This is a genomic window from Bordetella hinzii LMG 13501, from assembly GCF_001548475.1.
Classification (GTDB): Bacteria; Pseudomonadota; Gammaproteobacteria; order Burkholderiales; family Burkholderiaceae_B; genus Bordetella; species Bordetella hinzii.
This window is the reverse complement of the sequence record NZ_LRUJ01000005.1, coordinates 60,921-78,114: the sequence shown is the minus strand read 5'-3', so window position 1 is coordinate 78,114 and position 17,194 is coordinate 60,921. Positions and strand designations below refer to the sequence as shown.

The 17,194-nt window shown below is 66.5% G+C and carries 16 protein-coding genes; 15 read left to right on the top strand and 1 reads right to left on the bottom strand.

Features of this window, described 5'->3' with window-relative positions; all coding sequences use genetic code 11:
* Nucleotides 1-14: 14 nt before the first annotated feature.
* A complete protein-coding gene (locus AXA74_RS05165) occupies nt 15-1,931 on the bottom strand; it encodes a bifunctional metallophosphatase/5'-nucleotidase (RefSeq protein WP_032979156.1) in 1,917 nt (638 codons plus the stop codon).
* A gap of 302 nt (nt 1,932-2,233) precedes the next feature.
* Here AXA74_RS05165 and AXA74_RS05160 point away from each other — a divergent pair, with 302 nt between their 5' ends.
* The 15 genes from AXA74_RS05160 (at nt 2,234) to AXA74_RS05090 (ending at nt 17,174) form a co-directional block, all read left to right on the top strand.
* Complete coding sequence (locus AXA74_RS05160) at nt 2,234-3,064, top strand: alpha/beta fold hydrolase (RefSeq protein ID WP_032979155.1); 831 nt, start codon at nt 2,234-2,236, stop codon at nt 3,062-3,064.
* 15 nt (nt 3,065-3,079) lie between these two features.
* The gene (locus tag AXA74_RS05155; RefSeq protein WP_032979154.1) at nt 3,080-3,985 is read left to right on the top strand and encodes a VOC family protein; all 906 of its coding nucleotides are present in this window, start codon (nt 3,080-3,082) and stop codon (nt 3,983-3,985) included.
* A gap of 50 nt (nt 3,986-4,035) precedes the next feature.
* On the top strand, nt 4,036-5,208 hold the full coding sequence (locus AXA74_RS05150) for an acyl-CoA dehydrogenase family protein (protein ID WP_032979187.1): 1,173 nt from the start codon (nt 4,036-4,038) through the stop codon (nt 5,206-5,208).
* Nucleotides 5,209-5,239: 31 nt separating this feature from the next.
* Complete coding sequence (locus AXA74_RS05145) at nt 5,240-6,418, top strand: flavin reductase family protein (RefSeq protein WP_032979153.1); 1,179 nt, start codon at nt 5,240-5,242, stop codon at nt 6,416-6,418.
* Between the two features lie 67 nt (nt 6,419-6,485).
* On the top strand, nt 6,486-7,373 hold the full coding sequence (locus AXA74_RS05140) for a LysR family transcriptional regulator (protein WP_032979152.1): 888 nt from the start codon (nt 6,486-6,488) through the stop codon (nt 7,371-7,373).
* A 150-nt stretch (nt 7,374-7,523) separates the two neighbouring features.
* Nucleotides 7,524-8,315: a 2-keto-4-pentenoate hydratase gene (mhpD, locus tag AXA74_RS05135; RefSeq protein ID WP_032979151.1), complete on the top strand. Its 792-nt coding sequence runs from the start codon at nt 7,524-7,526 to the stop codon at nt 8,313-8,315.
* Nucleotides 8,316-8,342: 27 nt separating this feature from the next.
* Nucleotides 8,343-9,296 (top strand): acetaldehyde dehydrogenase (acetylating), encoded by a 954-nt coding sequence (locus tag AXA74_RS05130; RefSeq protein ID WP_032979150.1) that lies wholly within the window; start codon nt 8,343-8,345, stop codon nt 9,294-9,296.
* Entirely contained in the window at nt 9,293-10,324 is a 1,032-nt protein-coding gene (gene dmpG, locus AXA74_RS05125; RefSeq protein WP_032979149.1) for a 4-hydroxy-2-oxovalerate aldolase, read from the top strand. Before AXA74_RS05130 ends, dmpG begins: the two co-directional genes overlap by 4 nt.
* Nucleotides 10,325-10,335: 11 nt before the next feature.
* Nucleotides 10,336-10,755, top strand: coding sequence for a bacteriohemerythrin (locus tag AXA74_RS05120; RefSeq protein ID WP_230588830.1), 420 nt, complete (start codon nt 10,336-10,338; stop codon nt 10,753-10,755).
* Between the two features lie 254 nt (nt 10,756-11,009).
* Nucleotides 11,010-11,984, top strand: coding sequence for a TRAP transporter substrate-binding protein DctP (dctP, locus tag AXA74_RS05115; RefSeq protein WP_162266978.1), 975 nt, complete (start codon nt 11,010-11,012; stop codon nt 11,982-11,984).
* Between the two features lie 13 nt (nt 11,985-11,997).
* Nucleotides 11,998-13,383 (top strand): MFS transporter, encoded by a 1,386-nt coding sequence (locus tag AXA74_RS05110; protein WP_032979147.1) that lies wholly within the window; start codon nt 11,998-12,000, stop codon nt 13,381-13,383.
* Nucleotides 13,384-13,523: 140 nt separating this feature from the next.
* The gene (locus AXA74_RS05105; protein ID WP_126623617.1) at nt 13,524-14,606 is read left to right on the top strand and encodes a porin; all 1,083 of its coding nucleotides are present in this window, start codon (nt 13,524-13,526) and stop codon (nt 14,604-14,606) included.
* A 70-nt stretch (nt 14,607-14,676) separates the two neighbouring features.
* A complete protein-coding gene (locus AXA74_RS05100) occupies nt 14,677-15,108 on the top strand; it encodes a hypothetical protein (protein ID WP_051593956.1) in 432 nt (143 codons plus the stop codon).
* Between the two features lie 12 nt (nt 15,109-15,120).
* Nucleotides 15,121-15,627, top strand: coding sequence for a hypothetical protein (locus AXA74_RS05095; protein WP_032979146.1), 507 nt, complete (start codon nt 15,121-15,123; stop codon nt 15,625-15,627).
* Between the two features lie 17 nt (nt 15,628-15,644).
* Nucleotides 15,645-17,174, top strand: a complete 1,530-nt coding sequence (locus tag AXA74_RS05090; RefSeq protein ID WP_080700950.1) for an MmgE/PrpD family protein — start codon at nt 15,645-15,647, stop codon at nt 17,172-17,174.
* Nucleotides 17,175-17,194: the final 20 nt, after the last annotated feature.

The window sequence follows — 17,194 nt, the reverse complement described above, 5'->3', positions numbered from 1 at the left end:
CCGCCGCGCCGGCCCTACTCGGTGAAGCGTTTCGTGCTGTAGAGGCTATGCGGCAGGCGCCGCAGAATGGGCAGCTGGCTGGCGCCGTCGCGCGGTTGCATGTCGATATAGGCTTGCAGCACGTCGGCGTCCCGCACGCCGATGTCCTGTCGCCGCTCGGCCGGCACATTGGCCAGCGTACGGTAGCCGTCGCCGCCCGTGGCATTGAAGCTCAGGACAAAGAGTTTGTAGCGGCGCGCGGCATCCAGCGGCAGCCAGGTCGCGCTGGGGCGGTCGTAGACTTCGATGTTGCTGACGCGATTGCCTTGCGTTTGCGTCGAGTCCACGTCCCAGCGCAGGCCACCCGCATAAGGGTAGGGGCCTGTCGTGCCGCCCGGGCCGAACACCGCCTGCATGCCGTCTTCGAGCATGGCCTTGACCTCCGCGCCGGTCACGTCCAGGCGCCACAGCATATTGCCGAAAGGCACGACCTCGATGACCTTGGCGGCCGTGATGGCGCCGGCCGGCAGCGCGATGCGCACGCCGCCGCCGCTTTGCAGCGAGATGTCGGCGCCGCCGTAGTTGGCATTGGCGACCTCGAGATAGGCCTGGGCCACGAGCTGCTGGATGTCCCCGCCGCGCTGGTGGACGCGGCCTTCGGCATTGCAGGCCGCGCTGGAGCTGCTGACGTCGCCGCGCAGGCCGGGCACGCGCCGGCGGCACAGTTCCAGTGGAGCGGTGGCCACCACGCTCCGGCGATAGGCATCGACCTTGGCCTTGAAAGGCCGCAGCGCCGCCTCCGCGGCGGGGTCCGGAGCCTGTATGCGCAAAAAGCCGCTGGCCCGGGCATCGGCCAGGAAAGCGGCCTGGTCGGACGCCGTGGCCGCGCCACTGTTGACCTTGAAGTCCTGGTCGATCAGCACATGAGGCGTGCCGGCGCAGCGGGTGACATCGCCGTTGGCGTCGAAGCTGACTTTCAGTTCGCCCACGACCTGGCTGTATTCCCAGGCCTGCGCCAGGCAGACCCGCTTGCCGTCCTTGTCGCGCGCTTCGGTGGGATAGCTGCCCTCGGGCGAGCCGACGTTGTAGGCGGCCAGGGCGCCGGGGCCGAGCAGGCTGTGGGAGTCGCCGCCCACGACCGCGTCCACGCCGGAGAGCTTGGCGATGACCTGCTTGTCGTACGGGTAGCCGATGTGCGAGAGCACGATGATCTTGTTCACGCCCTGGGCGCGCAAAGCGTCGATCTGCGCCTGGGCGGCGCTGGCTTCGTCCGTGAAATCCGTGTCGGGATCGGGACTTGAGGACTGCTTGGTCTTGCGGGCGATGGTCAGGCCGATGATGCCGATGGGCTGGCCGTCGCGGTGCGCGATGGTGTAGGGCAGCACCTGGCCGGACGCGGCGGCGCCGGACAAGGGCGAGCGGGCGCCGAACGCCACGTTGGCGCTCAGGACCGGCGTCTGGCAGCGGCCCTCGTGCAGGTAGCCGATGAAGGTCTTCAGGCCGGCGTCGCCTCGGTCGAACTCATGGTTGCCCAGTGTCATGGCATCGAAGCAGACCGTGTTCATCAGCGCGGCGTCGGCCTGGCCGGGCGGGCCCGCGCGATTGAAGTAAAGCGTGCCGGTCAGGGCGTCGCCGGCATGCAGCTTGAGCACATGGGGCGATTGCGCGGCCAGGTCGTCGATGGCGCCCTTGACACGGGCAAAGCCGCCCGCGGTGACGCTGACGGCGGTCGCGTCGCCGGCGGCATTCTTCAGCGTAAGCGTCTTGCTCTTGCTGTCCAGGTGGGAGTGATGGTCGTTGATATGCAGGATGGTCAGCTCCATCGCGCGCGACGGGGGCGGCGCGGGCGGCGTACCGCTGCCGCGGTACGCATGGTTGCTGCTGCAGGCGGCCAGCAGCGCCAGCGAGCTGGCCAGCGCCGCGGCCAAGGCATGGGGTTTCCCGTGCTTCATGGGCTTCTTCCTTGCTGATCAGGGTCAAGGCGCGATGGTGCGGGCGCCGGATGACGCCGCCGTGAAGCGCGCCGGGACCTGTGCCGCAGTCTACACACCGGCGGCGGCCCGCGGCGCCGCCTGCGCTCATATCGGCCCCACGCCCGGGTGTCTAAGGGTTAGCGAGCATTAGCTCTAGAATAATCATTCTAGTAATATCCGCCCTGTCGATCGCCGCAGGGCAGGGCGCGGCGACACCCGCTTTGATCCACGACCCCGCCAGGCGCAGCCCATCGCGGCCGCAGGCCACCGGAGAGACATACATGGCAACTTTGACCGAAGAGAACACCAGCAAGCGCGTCCAGACCAAGAGCTGGGATATCCACTATCACGAAGCCGGCCAGGGCAGCCCCCTGGTGCTGGTGCATGGCGGCGGACCGGGCGCGTCCGGCTGGAGCAATTTCCATCCCAATATCCCCTATCTCGCGGAGCGCTTCCGTGTCTTTGCCGTCGACCTGCCGGGCTGGGGCAAGTCGCAATCGGTCAAGTACGAGCAGCGTGACAACAGCGGGGCGCTGGCCGAGTTCATCGAAGCCCTGGGCCTGGACAAGGTGGCCATCGTGGGCAACTCCATGGGCGGCTCGTCCTGCATCCGCCTGGCCTACGAGCGTCCTGACCTGGTATCGCATCTGGTGACGCTGGGTTCGTCGGCCGGGGTACCCAGCATCTTCGACCCGGCCGGCCTGAGCGAAGGCGTCAAGGCCCTGGAGGCGGCCTACTTCCAGCCCGGTCCGGAATCCATGCGCAAGTTCATTTCGACCATGGCCTTCGATACCCGTCACGTCACCGACGAGTTCGTCGAAGAGCGGGTCAGGATCCTGACCTCCCGCCCGGATCACATCGAGGGCTGGATCTCCGGCCATGGCAAGCCCATGGTGCGCATCGACCAGGCGCGCCTGGCCGAGATCAAGGCGCCGGCCCTGCTGGTCCACGGCCGTGACGATCGCACGGTGCCTTACACCGCGGCCCTGCACCTGGTCCGGCAGATTCCCGACGCGCGCATGTTGCTCGTCACCCGCTGCGGCCATTGGGTGCAGTTGGAGCATGCCGACGAATTCAACCGCTCTGTCGCGTCCTTCATCCAGGGACATTGAATCCGGGAGGGCGCCATGATCACTTCACTTGCGTATTTCGGTGTGACATCCCCTGCCTATCGGGAATGGGAGACGTTCGGCCCCGAGGTGCTGGGCAGCGAACTCGTGCAGGCGGGGCCGGACGGCGCGGTGCGGCTGCGGTTCGATGAAGCCGCCTATCGCATGGCCATCCATCCCGGCGATAAAAACGGCGTGGCCTATATCGGCTGGGCGACGGCGGGTGAAGCCGAGGCAGGCGTCATCGCCGCACGTTTGCAAGCCCACGGCCTGGCCGTCGCGCGCGCCAGCGGGCCGGAGGCGGCGCTGCGCCAGGTGCTGGGCTTCTATTGGTTCGTCGATCCCCAAGGCATCCGTCATGAACTCGCCTGGGGCCAGATGCGGCCGCGGACGGCGTTTCGCCCGGGGCGCGCCATGAGCGGATTCCGCACGGGCGAGCAGGGTCTGGGCCATGTCGTGCTGGCCGTGCCGGACCTGGAGGCAAGCGACCGCTTCTATCGCGATGTGCTCGGCTTTCGCCTTTCGGACACGGTGATAGACGGGCCCATCCATGCCCATTTCTATCACGTCAACGGGCGGCATCATTCTTTGGCGATCGCGCGCTCGCCGAGCGATCGGGCCGCTTTCCTGCACCTGATGGTGGAGGCCAATACGCTCGAAGACGTGGGCACGGCGCTGGACCTGTGCGAAGCGCGGCAGGTGCCCGTCACGCGCACCCTGGGCTGCCACACCAATGACCGGATGATCTCTTTTTATCTGCAGTCGCCGTCGGATTTCCGTATCGAGTACGGATGGGGCGGCCTGGAGGTCGGGGAGCTGTGGGAGCCGCGCTACTACGATCGCACCAGCACTTGGGGTCATCGTCACCAGCACAAAGAGCTGTCGCCCTTTCTCATGATCGAACCGGTGGCCGCGCCGGCTTGAACGCCCGGCCGGACGCCACGAAGAACGCTATTAATCTCAGGAGTTTTATGATGCATCCGGTTGTTCAAGGCTTGCAGAGCCTCGGTGATAAGGTTGCCAATGAAGTCGACGCCAGCGAGCGCCGTGGTTCGCTGACCGATGAAGCGGCGCGCCTGCTGCGTGAGGCGGGAGTGATCCGGATGTTGCAGCCCAAGGACTTCGGCGGCGACGAAGCCCATCCGCGCGAATTTTTCGAGGTGCTCATGGAGCTGGCGGCGCGCGCGCCTTCCATCGGCTGGGTGGGAGGTGTCGTGGGCGTGCATCCCTTCGAGTTTGCCCAGGCGGACCGCCGCGTGCAGGAGGAGGTCTGGGGCAAGGATAAGGACACCTGGATCGCCTCGCCCTATGCCTTCATCGGCCGGGCAAAGCGGGTGGATGGCGGTTTCGTGCTGAGTGGCCAATGGCCGTTTTCTTCGGGCACCGACCATTGCGATTGGGTGGTGCTCGGCGGCCGCGCCGAAAAACTCGGCGGGCCGGCCGATGAATTCACCGAGCCCTACCATTTCATGCTGCCCCGGGCGGACTACGAGATCTTGCAGGATTCCTGGCAGGTCATGGGCCTGGCGGGCACGGGCAGCAAGGACGTGGTGGTCAAGGGGGCCTTCGTGCCCGACTACCGCACGCTGGAGGTGGGACGCCTGAACTCCCGCGATTACGCCTCGAAGAACCGTCCGGACTCGATGCTGTACCAGGTGCCGTTCGACCTGCTGTTTCCGGGCGCCATCGCGGCGGCCACGGTCGGTATCGCCGACGGTGTGGTCAGGAGGTTCTCCGAATACTCCCGCGACCGGGTGTCGCGCATGGGGATCAAGGCGACGCAGAATCCCTATCACATGTCCGACCTGGGCGCCTCGATCGCGGATATCGACGCCGCCCGCCTGCAGATCCTGACCGATATCACCGAGGCCTATGAAGTCGCGGCGCGCGGCGAGCGCGTCACCAGCGCGATGCAGGCCCGCGCCCGGGTGCACCAGGTGCGCGCCGTGCATCGCGCCGCCGAGGCCGCGGCGCGGGTGTTCAAGAGCGCGGGCGGCAATGCCAACCGTCTTTCCAACCCGATCCAGCGCCAGTGGCGGGACCTGGCGGTGGCGCTGGGCCACGCCTGCAATGTCGAAGATCCCGTCTACGCGGCCTTCGCCGGTTCGCTGTACGGCATCCCCGCGCCGGCGGGCGTCATCATCTGATGCCCCGGCGGCAGCTTGGGGTGAACGGACAATGGAAAACAACCAAAGCCAGATCAACGGCGAAAGCTTGCGTGCCTTGCTGGGCAGCTATCCGACGGGCGTGGCGGTCGTGACCGGACGGGACGCCACCGGGGCGCCGTTGGGCATGGTGGTGGGCACGTTCACCTCGGTGTCGCTCGATCCGCCGCTGGTGGCTTTCCTGCCCATGAAGACCTCGCGCACGTTCAAGGCGCTGCGCGAAGCTTCCGATTGTTTCTGCGTCAATATTCTCGCCGCCGACCAGGAGCCGGTCTGCCGGGCCCTGGCCGCGCCGGGCGAGGATAAGTTCGCGGCCATCGGGTGGCGGGCCAGCCCCATGGGCAATCCCGTCATCGATGGCGTGGTGGCGTGGATAGATTGCCGCTATGCCAACGTGGTGGACGCGGGCGATCACGATATTGTGCTGGGCGCGGTGCAGTCCATGGGCCTGGAGCGCGATGCGCTGCCCCTGTTGTTTTTCCAGCGCGGCTATGGCCGTTTTGCGTCCGGGTCGCTGCTGCGGTCGGGCGAGCGCGAAGCGTTCCAGTATGTGAGGATGGCCGAGACCGCCCGGCCGGAGATCGATGCGATCGCGCAAGAGCTCCAGCTCGGGTGCAGCGTTGTCGCCGCGCTGGGCATGGACTCCATCTATGTGGCGACGGCCGCTCCCGCGGGGCTGGCCGAGCCCCGGCAACGCCTGGGCGCGCGCGCACCGCTCATGCCCCCCCTGGGCGCGCTGTTCGTGGGCAGTCCGGGCGGGATATCGGACGACGAATGGGTCGCACGCCTGGGCAAAAGCGGCGCCGACACGGTGTCCAGGGCCAGGGAGAAACTGGCGCGGGTGCGTGAGCGGGGGTGGTCGATTTCCCTGTTGGGGGATCTGCCGGCGCAGGAGCTGGATGCGGCGATTGACGTGTACTCCTGCCCGCACAGGACGCCCGAGCAGGAGCGCCGCTTTCTGTCGACGCTGTCGGTCATGTTCGATATGCACGAGCCCGGCGGGATCGACGATGACCAGCCCTACGATGTGCTGCACCTTTCCGTGCCGGTCCGGGGCGCCAATGGCGCTACGGTGCTGGTCCTGCGCCTGAGCGATTTCCCCAGGCGGATGCCAGGGCGGGATATCGCCCGTATCCTTGCGCGCCTGCAAGCGGCGGCGGCGAGGGTCGAGGCCCTGCTGAGCCCCGCCTAGCGGGCCAAGAGGCCCGGGGCGGCTTGTCCGGACCGCATATCACTGTGTAATCACGATATCTATCGTCATGGACATTTCCCAGTTGCGCAGTTTCGTGGTGGTGGCCGAGGCCGGCAGCTATATCAAGGCATCGGAGCTGCTGAACGTTCCGCAGCCCACCCTGAGCCGGCAGGTCCGGACGCTGGAGATCGAACTGCGCGCCAGCCTGTTTCATCGCCACGGCCGGGGGGTGCGGCTCACCGACAGGGGCAGCCGCTTCATCGATTACGCGCGTTCCATGCTGAAGACGGTGGACGCGGCGCTCATGTCCGTGCGGGATTCCGATGCCGTCTATGCCGGCGACTTGACGATAGGGCTCACGCCCAGCATTGGGCGGATACTGATTCCCAGCCTGGCGCCGCGCCTGAAAGCCAGGTTTCCGCTGGCCTCGGTCAAGCTCGCCGAAGGGCTGTCGGGCGCGCTGTATGAAAAAGTGTTGCTGGGGCATCTGGACTTCGCCGTGGTGCTCGGGCCGGCAAGCTCGCCCAGCCTGAGCGTGGAGCCGTTGGCGACCGAGCATCTTTATCTGGTGGGGCCGCGGCCGGCGGGTGGGGCAGGGCCGGACATCGAGCTGGCCGAGCTTGTCCCTTTGCCGCTCATCCTGCCGCACGGCAACCAATGGACCCGGCCCGCGCTTGAGATGGCCGCGGCGCGTCTCGGCTTGCGCCTGAAGATAGATCTCGAGATCGACTCGACCGCCTCGACCATCGAGATCGTGGCGCAAGGCGGCGGCTATTCCATCATGCCGGGCAGTCTGCAACAGCTGCGCTCGCTGCCCGGCCTCTCGTGGCAAAAGATTGTGAATCCCTCGCTGGAGGCCATGATCAGCATGATCAGCCCCACCAAGCTGCCCCGGACGGAACTGTCGGTCGCCGCCGCCGCGCTGGTGCAGGAAACATTATTGGAACGGTATTGATGCCGGCCGGAAGACTGGCGGGCATCGCATGGGCCGCGGACCGGGCTATACGGTAGTCGTATAGCTGCGTTGCGCGCGCCGATATTGAAACGCGGTCTCAATGATTTGAGAATGCATTGAATTTATTCAAAGAACCCGAGGGTGGAACGAGTGAATGAAGCTTCGCTGATAGAAGATCTGGCCAGGCGCCTGCGCGATGCGGAAGAGCAGCGGCAGCCGATCGAGCCCTTGAGGCATGTGATCGGCGGTGACGCCGAGCGGCTGGCCTATGCCATCCAGCAAAAGAACGTCGAGCATGCCGTCGCGCAGGGCCGGCGCGTCGTGGGCCGCAAGATCGGTCTGACCTCCCGGGCCGTGCAGCAGCAGCTGGGGGTGGATCAGCCCGACTTTGGCGCCTTGTTCGCCGATATGGTTTTCGGCGATGACGAACCGGTGCCTGTCGCCCGCACCTTGCAGCCCAAGGTAGAGGCGGAGGTCGCCTTGGTGCTTGCCAGCGATATCGACCGGCCCGATGCGACATTGGTCGAGCTCATCAATGCCGTGGCCTATGTGTTGCCGGCCATCGAGATCGTCGGCAGCCGCATCGCCAATTGGGATATCAAGTTTGCCGACACGGTGGCGGACAACGCTTCCAGCGGCCTGCTGGTGATCGGGGCGGTGCCGGTGCCGCTGAGCGGCCTGGACCTGAAACAGGTCGAGATGTCCATGACCCGCAACGGCGAGGAGGTTTCGCGCGGCAATGGCGCGGCATGCCTGGGCCACCCCTTGAATGCCGCCTTGTGGCTGGCCCGCAAGCTGGCCGGGCTTGGCCATCCGCTGCGCGCCGGGGACCTCGTGCTGACCGGGGCCTTGGGGCCCATGGTGGCGGTCGCGCCGGGCGATGTGTTTGAGGCGACGATCAGCGGCGTGGGCTCCGTGCGGGCCCGCTTCGCGTCGGAGTGAACAGGCGATTTTCCGAGGAACTGCGAGATGCGCAAACTCAAGGCTGCCATTATCGGCAGCGGCAATATCGGCACGGACTTGATGATCAAGATCCTGCGCCATGGAAAGCATATCGAGATGGCGGCCATGGTCGGCATCGATGCCGGGTCGGACGGCCTGGCGCGCGCCGCCCGCCTGGGCGTGGCGACCACGCACGAGGGCGTCGAGGGCCTGATGCGCATGCCGGTGTTCGGCGATATCGATTTTGTATTCGACGCGACCAGCGCGGGCGCGCACGTCAAGAACGATGCGCTGCTGCGCGAGCGCAGACCGGACATCCGCATGATAGACCTGACGCCGGCGGCCATCGGGCCCTATTGCATCCCGGTGGTCAATGGCGAGCAGCATCTCGATGCGCTCAACCTGAACATGGTCACCTGCGGCGGCCAGGCGACCATTCCGATGGTGGCGGCGGTATCCCGCGTGGCCAAGGTGCATTACGGCGAGATCATTGCCTCGATCGCGAGCAAGAGCGCGGGCCCGGGCACGCGCGCCAATATCGACGAGTTCACCGAAACCACGTCCAAGGCCATCGAAGCCGTCGGGGGCGCGGCAAAGGGCAAGGCCATCATCATCATGAACCCGGCCGAACCCCCGCTCATCATGCGCGACACCGTCTATACCCTGAGTGAGCTCGCCGACGAAGACGCGATCGCCGATTCGGTGACGCGCATGGCCGCCGCCGTGCAGGCCTATGTCCCAGGTTACCGGCTCAAGCAGAAAGTGCAGTTCGACCGGATCGAGAGTCCGATCCGGATTCCCGGCGTGGGCGAGGCCATGCGGGGATTGAAGACTTCGATCTTCCTGGAGGTGGAAGGCGCGGCGCACTACCTGCCGGCCTACGCCGGCAATCTCGACATCATGACCAGCGCCGGGCTGCGCACGGCCGAGCAGATGGCCGAACGCATGCTGGCGGCCGCGGTCCAGGAGGAACAGGCATGACGGCAAGCAAGAAGCTCTATATTTCCGATGTGACGCTGCGCGATGGCAGCCACGCCATCCGGCATCAGTACAGCCTTGAGAACGCGAAGCAGATCGCGCGGGCGCTCGATGAGGCGCGCGTCGACTCCATCGAGGTCGCGCATGGCGACGGCCTGCAGGGCTCCAGCTTCAATTATGGCTTCGGCGCCCACACCGACCTGGAATGGATCGCGGCGGTGGCCGGCGTCGTCAAACACGCGAAGATCGCCACCTTGCTGCTGCCCGGCATCGGCACAGTGCACGATCTGAAGGCCGCCTACGACGCGGGTGTGCGGGTGGTGCGCGTGGCGACGCACTGCACGGAGGCGGACGTCTCCCGGCAGCACATCGAGTACGCCCGGCATCTCGGCATGGAGGCCGTGGGCTTCCTGATGATGAGCCATATGACCAGCCCGCAGGCCCTGGCCCAGCAAGCCAAGCTGATGGAGAGCTATGGGGCGACATGTTGCTACGTGGTGGATTCCGGCGGCGCGCTCGGCATGCAGGATGTGCGCGACCGTTTCCGCGCATTCAAGGACGTGCTCAAGCCTGACACCGAGACGGGCATGCACGCCCACCATAATTTGAGCCTGGGCGTGGCCAACTCCATCGTCGCGGTGGAAGAGGGCTGCGATCGCGTGGACGCCAGCCTGGCGGGCATGGGAGCGGGCGCGGGCAATGCGCCGTTGGAGGTATTCATTGCCGCGGCCGACCGCTTGGGCTGGCAACACGGCACCGATCTCTACAAGCTCATGGACGCGGCCGACGATATCGTGCGCCCCTTGCAGGACCGGCCGGTCCGCGTGGACCGCGAAACGCTCGCGCTGGGATACGCCGGCGTGTACAGCTCCTTCCTGCGGCACTCGGAGGCCGCCGCCGCGAAGTACGGCCTGAAGACGGTGGACATCCTGGTCGAGCTGGGGCGCCGCCGCATGGTGGGCGGGCAGGAAGACATGATCGTGGATGTCGCGCTGGATCTGTCGCGGCGCCCGGCCGCGTACAGACAATGAGCGGGACATTCATGCATACGGACATCGCCCTGGGCTACGCGCCCATGGACCACATCCATGAAGAATTCGTCGGGTTGAGCGCCGCCCTGCAAGACGCCCGCGACGAGGAGTTGGCGGCGCGGCTGGCCCTGATGGAGGCGCACCTGAAGGCGCATTTCGGCCAGGAAGATGCGTGGATGGTGCAGACGGGCTTCCCTTCGCGGGAGTGTCACATCAAGGAGCACGCCGCTGTCCTGGCCTCGGTGGGCGAGGTGCGGTCGCAGCTGGAGCAGGGCGATTTCCAGGCATGCCGCGAGCTGGCTCGCGCATTGGCCGAATGGTTTCCCGGACATGCCACGCATCTCGATTCGGCGCTCGCGCATTGGATGTGCAAGCAGCGTTTCGGCGCCAAACCCCTGGTATTCAGGCCTAAACAGCTTACAAACGCCTAAACGGCGCGGGGCCACTCCATACGGAAAGCGCATAGCAGTGATGTGAACTTTCGAGTTGCGGTTTACCTTGACTCGGATCAAAATTCTAGAAAATAAATTCCAGAACGTGAATCTGGAAACATCAACTGGAGACAAGTCCAATGCGGTTCGGGGCGTTTCGACCCTTCGGAAAGCCATTGCTGCGGTCGACCGCGGATGCCGGGGCCCGGAGGCCGGCTGTCCGCGCCGTGGCGATGGCATGCGTCATGATATTCATGGCGGCTGACGTTCCCGCGCACGCTGCCGATGCGCCGAGAGAGCTTAGCGTCGCGGACTACCGCGCCTATTTGCCCGAGACGCATTCGGTGCGCAGGGCTTTGCATGCGTTTGCCGACAAGGTGCGGGCCGACAGCGACGGCCGCCTGCGCATTCGCGTATGGCCCGGCACCGTCGCAGGTTCGCCGGAAAGCCAGATCCGGGCGGTGCGAGACGCCGCCGAGGGCGCACCCGACATCATGGTCGTGGCGGCCACCGGCCTGGCCGGCCTGAGCCCCGGTTTCGAACTGTTCGACCTGCCTTACGAGGTGCGCGACGACGCGGGCGTGGATGCCATCTTCGACGGCGCCGCGGGCGATCGCCTGCTGGCGGCGCTGCCCGCGGCGGGCCTGGTCGGCCTGGGCTGGATGGAGAACGGTTTTCGCCAGCTGACCTCATCCCGGGCGCGGATACAGCGCCCGGATGATCTCAAGGATATCGCGGTCCGCACGCTGCCCGCGCCGGCCTCCGCCCGCGCCTTCGCCGCCTGGGGCGCCCGGCCGGTGGCCGTGCCGGCCTCGGGCGTCTACGAAGCGCTGCGTTCGGGGGCTGTCGAGGCGCAAGAGGGGTTCGCGACGCAAGCGCTGCAAAGCCGGCTGTATGAGGTGCAGAAGCATCTCTGGCTGACCGGGCACTCCTTTGGCGCCCAGGTGCTGGTCATGAACGCGGCGGTCTGGCGCGGTCTGGATGCCGCCGACGCCCGTGTCTTGCTTGACGCGGCGCAGGCGGTGGCGCGCGAGCAGCGGGCGGCGTCGCGCGCCGAGGCCGCGCAGGCCCTGGCCAAGCTGAGATCTCTGGGCATGCGGGTGCACGAGGTGCCGGCCCGGACATTGCAGGCCCTGGCGGATGCCACCGCCAGTATCCGGCATGAAGGCACGGCGCCCGGCCGCGCCGGTCATCCCCAAGTCTCCCGCTTCATGCAAAACCCCCAATAGGCAAGAGCTTTCCATGACCCATTCCATCAGCGCGGACGTGCGCGAGAAACAAAAGCGGCGGGCGATTCTTGCCAGCTATATCGGCACCACTTTGGAGTACTACGACTTCCTGCTGTACGGTGTCGCCGCGGCGCTTGTGTTTCCGAAGATTTTCTTCGTCACCCTGGATCCCTTGACGGCCACCCTGTCGTCTTTCGCCACCTTTGCCGTGGGCTACTTTGCCCGGCCCCTGGGCGCGGTGGTGTTCGGCCATTACGGCGATCGCCTGGGCCGCAAGAACGTCCTGGTCGTGACCCTGGTCTTGATGGGCCTGGCCAGCGTCCTGATCGGCCTGCTGCCGACTTACCATCAAATCGGCATCGCGGCGCCCATTCTGCTCGTCATCCTGCGTCTGCTGCAAGGAGTGGCGATTGGCGGAGAGTGGGGCGGCGCGACCCTGATGTCGATGGAGCACGCCAAGCCCAAGGGACGGGGGTTCGCCGTCAGCCTGGTCAGCGCGGGGGGGCCGACCGGAGCGGTGCTGGGCACCCTGGTCATGACGCCGTTCACGTTGCTGCCTGGCGAAGCTTTCCTGAGCTGGGGATGGCGCGTGCCCTTCTTGATCAGCGCGCTGCTGATGGTGCTGGGCCTGATCATCCGCCTGAATGTCACGGAAACGCCCGAGTACGAGGCCGCGCGCCAGGCGCGCGCCGCGAAGCCGGGCCCGAAGGCGATCCCGCTGGTGACGGTGCTGCGCTACAACAAGCGCCAGATCCTGTCCGGCGTGTTCGGCGGCCTGGCCCCGCTGTCGTTCGCCACCTTCGCGGCGGCTTTCCTCTTGAACTATTCGGTTGAGGTCGGCCACACGCGCACCAGTGCGCTGATCGCCATGACCATCGCCAACTTCCTGAATATCTTCACGCTGCCCCTGTTCGGCGCCATATCGGATCGTGTGGGTCGCCGGCCCATGATGATCACCGGCGCGCTGTCGGGCATCGTGCTGATCTGGCCTATCTTCCTGCTGGTCCATCAGCCGGGCTTTTATGCCTTGTTGCTGGCCATGGTGTTGGCCATGCCGGTGATCCAGGCGCTCATGGGCGGGGTATACAACACGTGGCTGAGCGAGAAGTTCGCCGCCGATGTGCGCTATAGCGGCATCGCGCTGACGTTCCAGATTGCCTCCACGCTCGGCGCGGGGCTGTCCCCCCTGATCGCCACCAGCCTGCTGGCGGCCTCGGCAGGCGGCACGCCGCAGTGGGTGGCGCTGTATTTCGGCGCGGTCTGCCTGGTCAGCTGCATTGCCTACCTCAAGGGCGGCGAGCGCTTTGACGCGGAGCTGCCGGCCCACACCGTGACCGATGAATCGCCGCAGGCAAGGCCGGAACAGGCATCCGGCGGCATCCAGAAGCAGCTTGTCTAGGAGCCGCTTTCTCTCCAGGCCCGGCGGATCGATCGACCGGCAACGCAGGGCCTGACCACGACGCACTACCGGGAACAACATGGCGCGCCGGGCGCCAGGGATGTGTTCGCGCTCATAACGATAAAACTCACGGAGACAAGGTGAAAAGAATCTATGCAGCAGCCCTGATGGGAGGGCTTTGCGGGCCGGCGGCGGCCGCCGCCGTTACCGTTTACGGCGTGGCCGATGTCCATGTCAGCCACTACCGCCATAGCGATGGCAGCATCACCAGCATGGAGTCGGGCGGCCTGGGGGGATCTCGGGTCGGCATGCGCGGGGCGGAGGACCTGGGCGACGGACGCCAGGCGATCTTCGTGCTGGAGGCGGGCTTCAATATCAACAACGGGACATCGGGGCAGAGCGGACGTCTGTTCGGGCGGCAGAGCTACGTCGGCCTGCGCGACCAGGATCTCGGTTCCCTCATCGCGGGCCGCCTGCAGGGCCTGGGCTATATCTATGGCGGTGTCTACGATCCCATGATGGTCGCTCCCGGTTCGGTCCTGGGTTCGCTGACGGGCGAGAACGCGCGGCCCTGGATGTACAACCCGCTGGCCGACCCCGCCCGCATGGACAATGCGGTGTTGTATACGTCTCCCAAGTGGGGCGGTTTCGAGCTGGGCTACCAGCATGGTTTCCGCGACGATGCCGGCGTTTCCGCCCTGCGCAGCAAGCGCTTCGACCTGGCGTCCCTGACCTATGCCGAAGGGCCGCTGAGCATGACCTATGGCTTTGGCCATAGCGCCGGGACGACCGCCCAGACCGCGGCCACCAGCGATCAGACCGAGCATGCCCTCGGCGTGCGCTACGTCTTTCCCTGGGCCACGCTCTTTGCTACCTACCAGCTGCGCAAGACCGACGGCTACAGCGGCTCGGACCAGGCGTGGCAGGTCGGCGCTCAGGTGCCGGCCGGCAGGGCGGGCAGGATACACCTGGCCTACGGGCGGGCGACCAATGACACGCCCTTCGGTCCCACCGACGCCACCGCCGGATGGGGGGTGAAGTCCTGGGCGGTGGGCTATGTCTACAGCCTGTCCACGCGCACCACGCTCTATGCCTATTTCAAGCAGCTGGACAACGACGGCAAGGCCAAGCAGAGCATTTTTCCGCCGGGCGGCCTGAATCCTCCCAGCCGCTTCGACGACAAGGTCACGGCCTTCGGCATCGGCATGCAGCACCGTTTCTAGGCGCCTGCCGCGCCATTGACCAGGAGGGCGGCAGGCTTGCCGTCCGCCACCTCACATTAAAGGATTCTTCATGCGCATCCTGTCTGTACTTGTCGGCGCGGTCTTCGTCGCCTGGATCGCCCATGGCCTGCACACCAACCCGCGCTGGACATGGGCGCCTGGCGAGGGCGAGCTGCCGCGCGACGTGGTCGCCATGTATATGGACATGGCATACAAGCAGGGCGATGTCGCCCAGGCCACGAAAACCTTTTTCTCGCCCAAAGCCAAGGACGATGTCGCGGCCGGGCAGACCCTGCCCGGCCAGAAGCCGTTCGAGCCCAAGATCGTCCAGGTCGTCGCTGAAGGTTTCAACGTGGTCGTGCAGTACCGCGCGCCGCTCGATGGCGGCGAGGGCGAGTATGTGGAGATTTTCAAGATCCATAACGGGCGCATCGCGGCCCGGGAACGCATCGTCCGGGGCGCCGCCGGGCAACTGGCCGCCTCGCCGGCGGCCTCCCGCTAACAGGAGCAAGCAATGAACAGACTCACGCAATTCAAGCTGAGCCCGCGAGGGATAGGTCAGGCCGTCATCGCTCTCTTGCGCCTGTATCTGGGCGCGTGGATGGTGGTCAGCGGATCGAGCTACTGGCTGCACCAGCTGGGCTACCAGCCGGTGTTTCCGCAGCCTTTCGGCAGCTTGCCGGACTCCAACAAGCTGCTCATCACCTTTGTGGAGGTGGGGCTTTTCGATCTGGTCAAGAGCTTCGAGATCCTGGGCGGCCTGCTGCTGATCTTCAATCTCTTCGTGCCCCTGGGCCTGGTCATCCTGTTTCCGATCAGCGGCATGGTGTTCTACAACGCCGTCGTGCTGAACCAACGCTACGACGGGATACTGTCGCTGACCTATATGGGCACCGCATGCCTGTATATGAACGTCGTGCTGTTGCTGGCCTATATCAAGTACTACCTGCCCATGCTCTCGATGAATGCGCGCAGCGGCGGCCTGGCGGATCTCAAGCGCCTGCCGGAAGTCCTGCGGTGAAGGCGGCCAGGACCCTCATGAAGCGACTCCCGGGCACGCGGCGGCAGTTCGCCAAAAGCGCCATCCTGGCGGCGGCGGGATGGTCTCTCGGCGGCGTGCGTGCCGCGCCGGCAGGGCCGGCCCGCGACGGCGCCGTGCCTGCCGGGCCGGCCGCCAGGGCCGATGCCATCGAGAGCCTGGTCGACTATTGTCTGGCGACGACCTACGAAAGCCTGCCGCCAGACATCGCCGCTATTTCCAAGCAGCAGGTGCTCGACACCATAGGCATCGCGCTGGCGGGCTACGCGGCCGACGGCGTGCGCCAGTTGCGCGAGTTCACGGTGGCCATGGCCGGCCGGCCGGAGAGCCGCATCTGGGGTGCGGCGGCGGCGGTGCCGGCCCACGAGGCGGCGCGCGTCAACGGCACCATGGCGCATGCGCTGGACTACGACGACACACACGAAAAGTCGTATGTCCATCCGTCCGTCATCACCATCCCGGCGGTACTGGCGATTGCGGAAAAGACGCCGGGCGTGACGGGGCGCGACATCATCGTCGCCACGGCCCTGGGAACCGACCTGAGTTGCAGGCTGGCCATGGCCGCCCAGCCCGGCGTGGATCCCTTCAAGGTGGGCTGGCACAACACGACGGTGTACGGCTATATCAGCTCGGCGCTCGCGGCCGGCAAGCTGCTCGGGCTGACCCGCCAGCAGATGATAGATGCCGCCGGTATTGCCTATCACCAGGCCGCGGGCAACGCCCAGGCCCATGTGGATGGCGCGCTCACCAAGCGCATGGGGCCCGGCTTCGCGGGCTGCGCGGGAGTGTTGGCCGCCCAGCTGGCGCAGGCCGGGGTGACCGGGGCGCGCCATGTGCTCGAGGGGCCGATAGGGCTGTACCGGCAGTACCACGGGGGCAATTACGATCGTGGCCGCCTACTGGATGGGCTGGGCGTCCATTTCGCGGCGGCGGATCTGTCGTTCAAACCCTATCCCTCATGCCGGGGCAGCCATACGGCCGTGGACGCGGCGCTGGCCATCCGGCGGCAGCAGGCGTTCCCGGCCTCGGACATCAAGGCCATCACGATCTATATGGGCCCCGGGGAGTACAAGCTGCTCGGCACGCCGCTCGAGGCCAAGCGCGCGCCGCGCTCCAATGTCCAGGCGCAGTTCAGCAATCCCTGGATTGTCGCGACGACCTTGCTCGACGGCCGCCTTTCGCTGGCGGATTTCTCGCCCGCGGCCTTGGACCGGCCCGACGTCCTGGCGCTGACCGCGAGAACCCACACCGTCCTGGATGCCTCGCTGCTCGCGGCGGGCGGCGGGGTAGGGCCGACCCGGCTCACGGTGGAACTGCGGGATGGCCGGCGCTTGACCCAGACCGTCTACACGGCCAAGGGCGAACCGCGCCAGCCCTTGAGCACGGCGGAATTCGAGCAGAAGTTCTTCGACTGCGCGCGCTCGGCGGGCCTGGCGGAAAGCCAGGCGGCCGCGCTCCAGTCGGCCATCCTGGGCCTGGAGCGTCTGGCGGACGCTCGCGAACTCACAAAGCAAATGATTCCGGCATAGTCGCCGTCAATAAAGGAGCA

What these genes read in the sequence shown, in the direction of transcription:
- AXA74_RS05165 (WP_032979156.1), bottom strand. Translation starts at nt 1,931, where the DNA reads ATGAAGCACGGGAAACCCCATGCCTTGGCCGCGGCGCTGGCCAGCTCG.
- AXA74_RS05160 (WP_032979155.1), top strand. Translation starts at nt 2,234, where the DNA reads ATGGCAACTTTGACCGAAGAGAACACCAGCAAGCGCGTCCAGACCAAG.
- AXA74_RS05155 (WP_032979154.1), top strand. Translation starts at nt 3,080, where the DNA reads ATGATCACTTCACTTGCGTATTTCGGTGTGACATCCCCTGCCTATCGG.
- AXA74_RS05150 (WP_032979187.1), top strand. Translation starts at nt 4,036, where the DNA reads ATGCATCCGGTTGTTCAAGGCTTGCAGAGCCTCGGTGATAAGGTTGCC.
- AXA74_RS05145 (WP_032979153.1), top strand. Translation starts at nt 5,240, where the DNA reads ATGGAAAACAACCAAAGCCAGATCAACGGCGAAAGCTTGCGTGCCTTG.
- AXA74_RS05140 (WP_032979152.1), top strand. Translation starts at nt 6,486, where the DNA reads ATGGACATTTCCCAGTTGCGCAGTTTCGTGGTGGTGGCCGAGGCCGGC.
- AXA74_RS05130 (WP_032979150.1), top strand. Translation starts at nt 8,343, where the DNA reads ATGCGCAAACTCAAGGCTGCCATTATCGGCAGCGGCAATATCGGCACG.
- dmpG (WP_032979149.1), top strand. Translation starts at nt 9,293, where the DNA reads ATGACGGCAAGCAAGAAGCTCTATATTTCCGATGTGACGCTGCGCGAT.
- AXA74_RS05120 (WP_230588830.1), top strand. Translation starts at nt 10,336, where the DNA reads ATGCATACGGACATCGCCCTGGGCTACGCGCCCATGGACCACATCCAT.
- dctP (WP_162266978.1), top strand. Translation starts at nt 11,010, where the DNA reads ATGGCGGCTGACGTTCCCGCGCACGCTGCCGATGCGCCGAGAGAGCTT.
- AXA74_RS05110 (WP_032979147.1), top strand. Translation starts at nt 11,998, where the DNA reads ATGACCCATTCCATCAGCGCGGACGTGCGCGAGAAACAAAAGCGGCGG.
- AXA74_RS05100 (WP_051593956.1), top strand. Translation starts at nt 14,677, where the DNA reads ATGCGCATCCTGTCTGTACTTGTCGGCGCGGTCTTCGTCGCCTGGATC.
- AXA74_RS05095 (WP_032979146.1), top strand. Translation starts at nt 15,121, where the DNA reads ATGAACAGACTCACGCAATTCAAGCTGAGCCCGCGAGGGATAGGTCAG.
- AXA74_RS05090 (WP_080700950.1), top strand. Translation starts at nt 15,645, where the DNA reads ATGAAGCGACTCCCGGGCACGCGGCGGCAGTTCGCCAAAAGCGCCATC.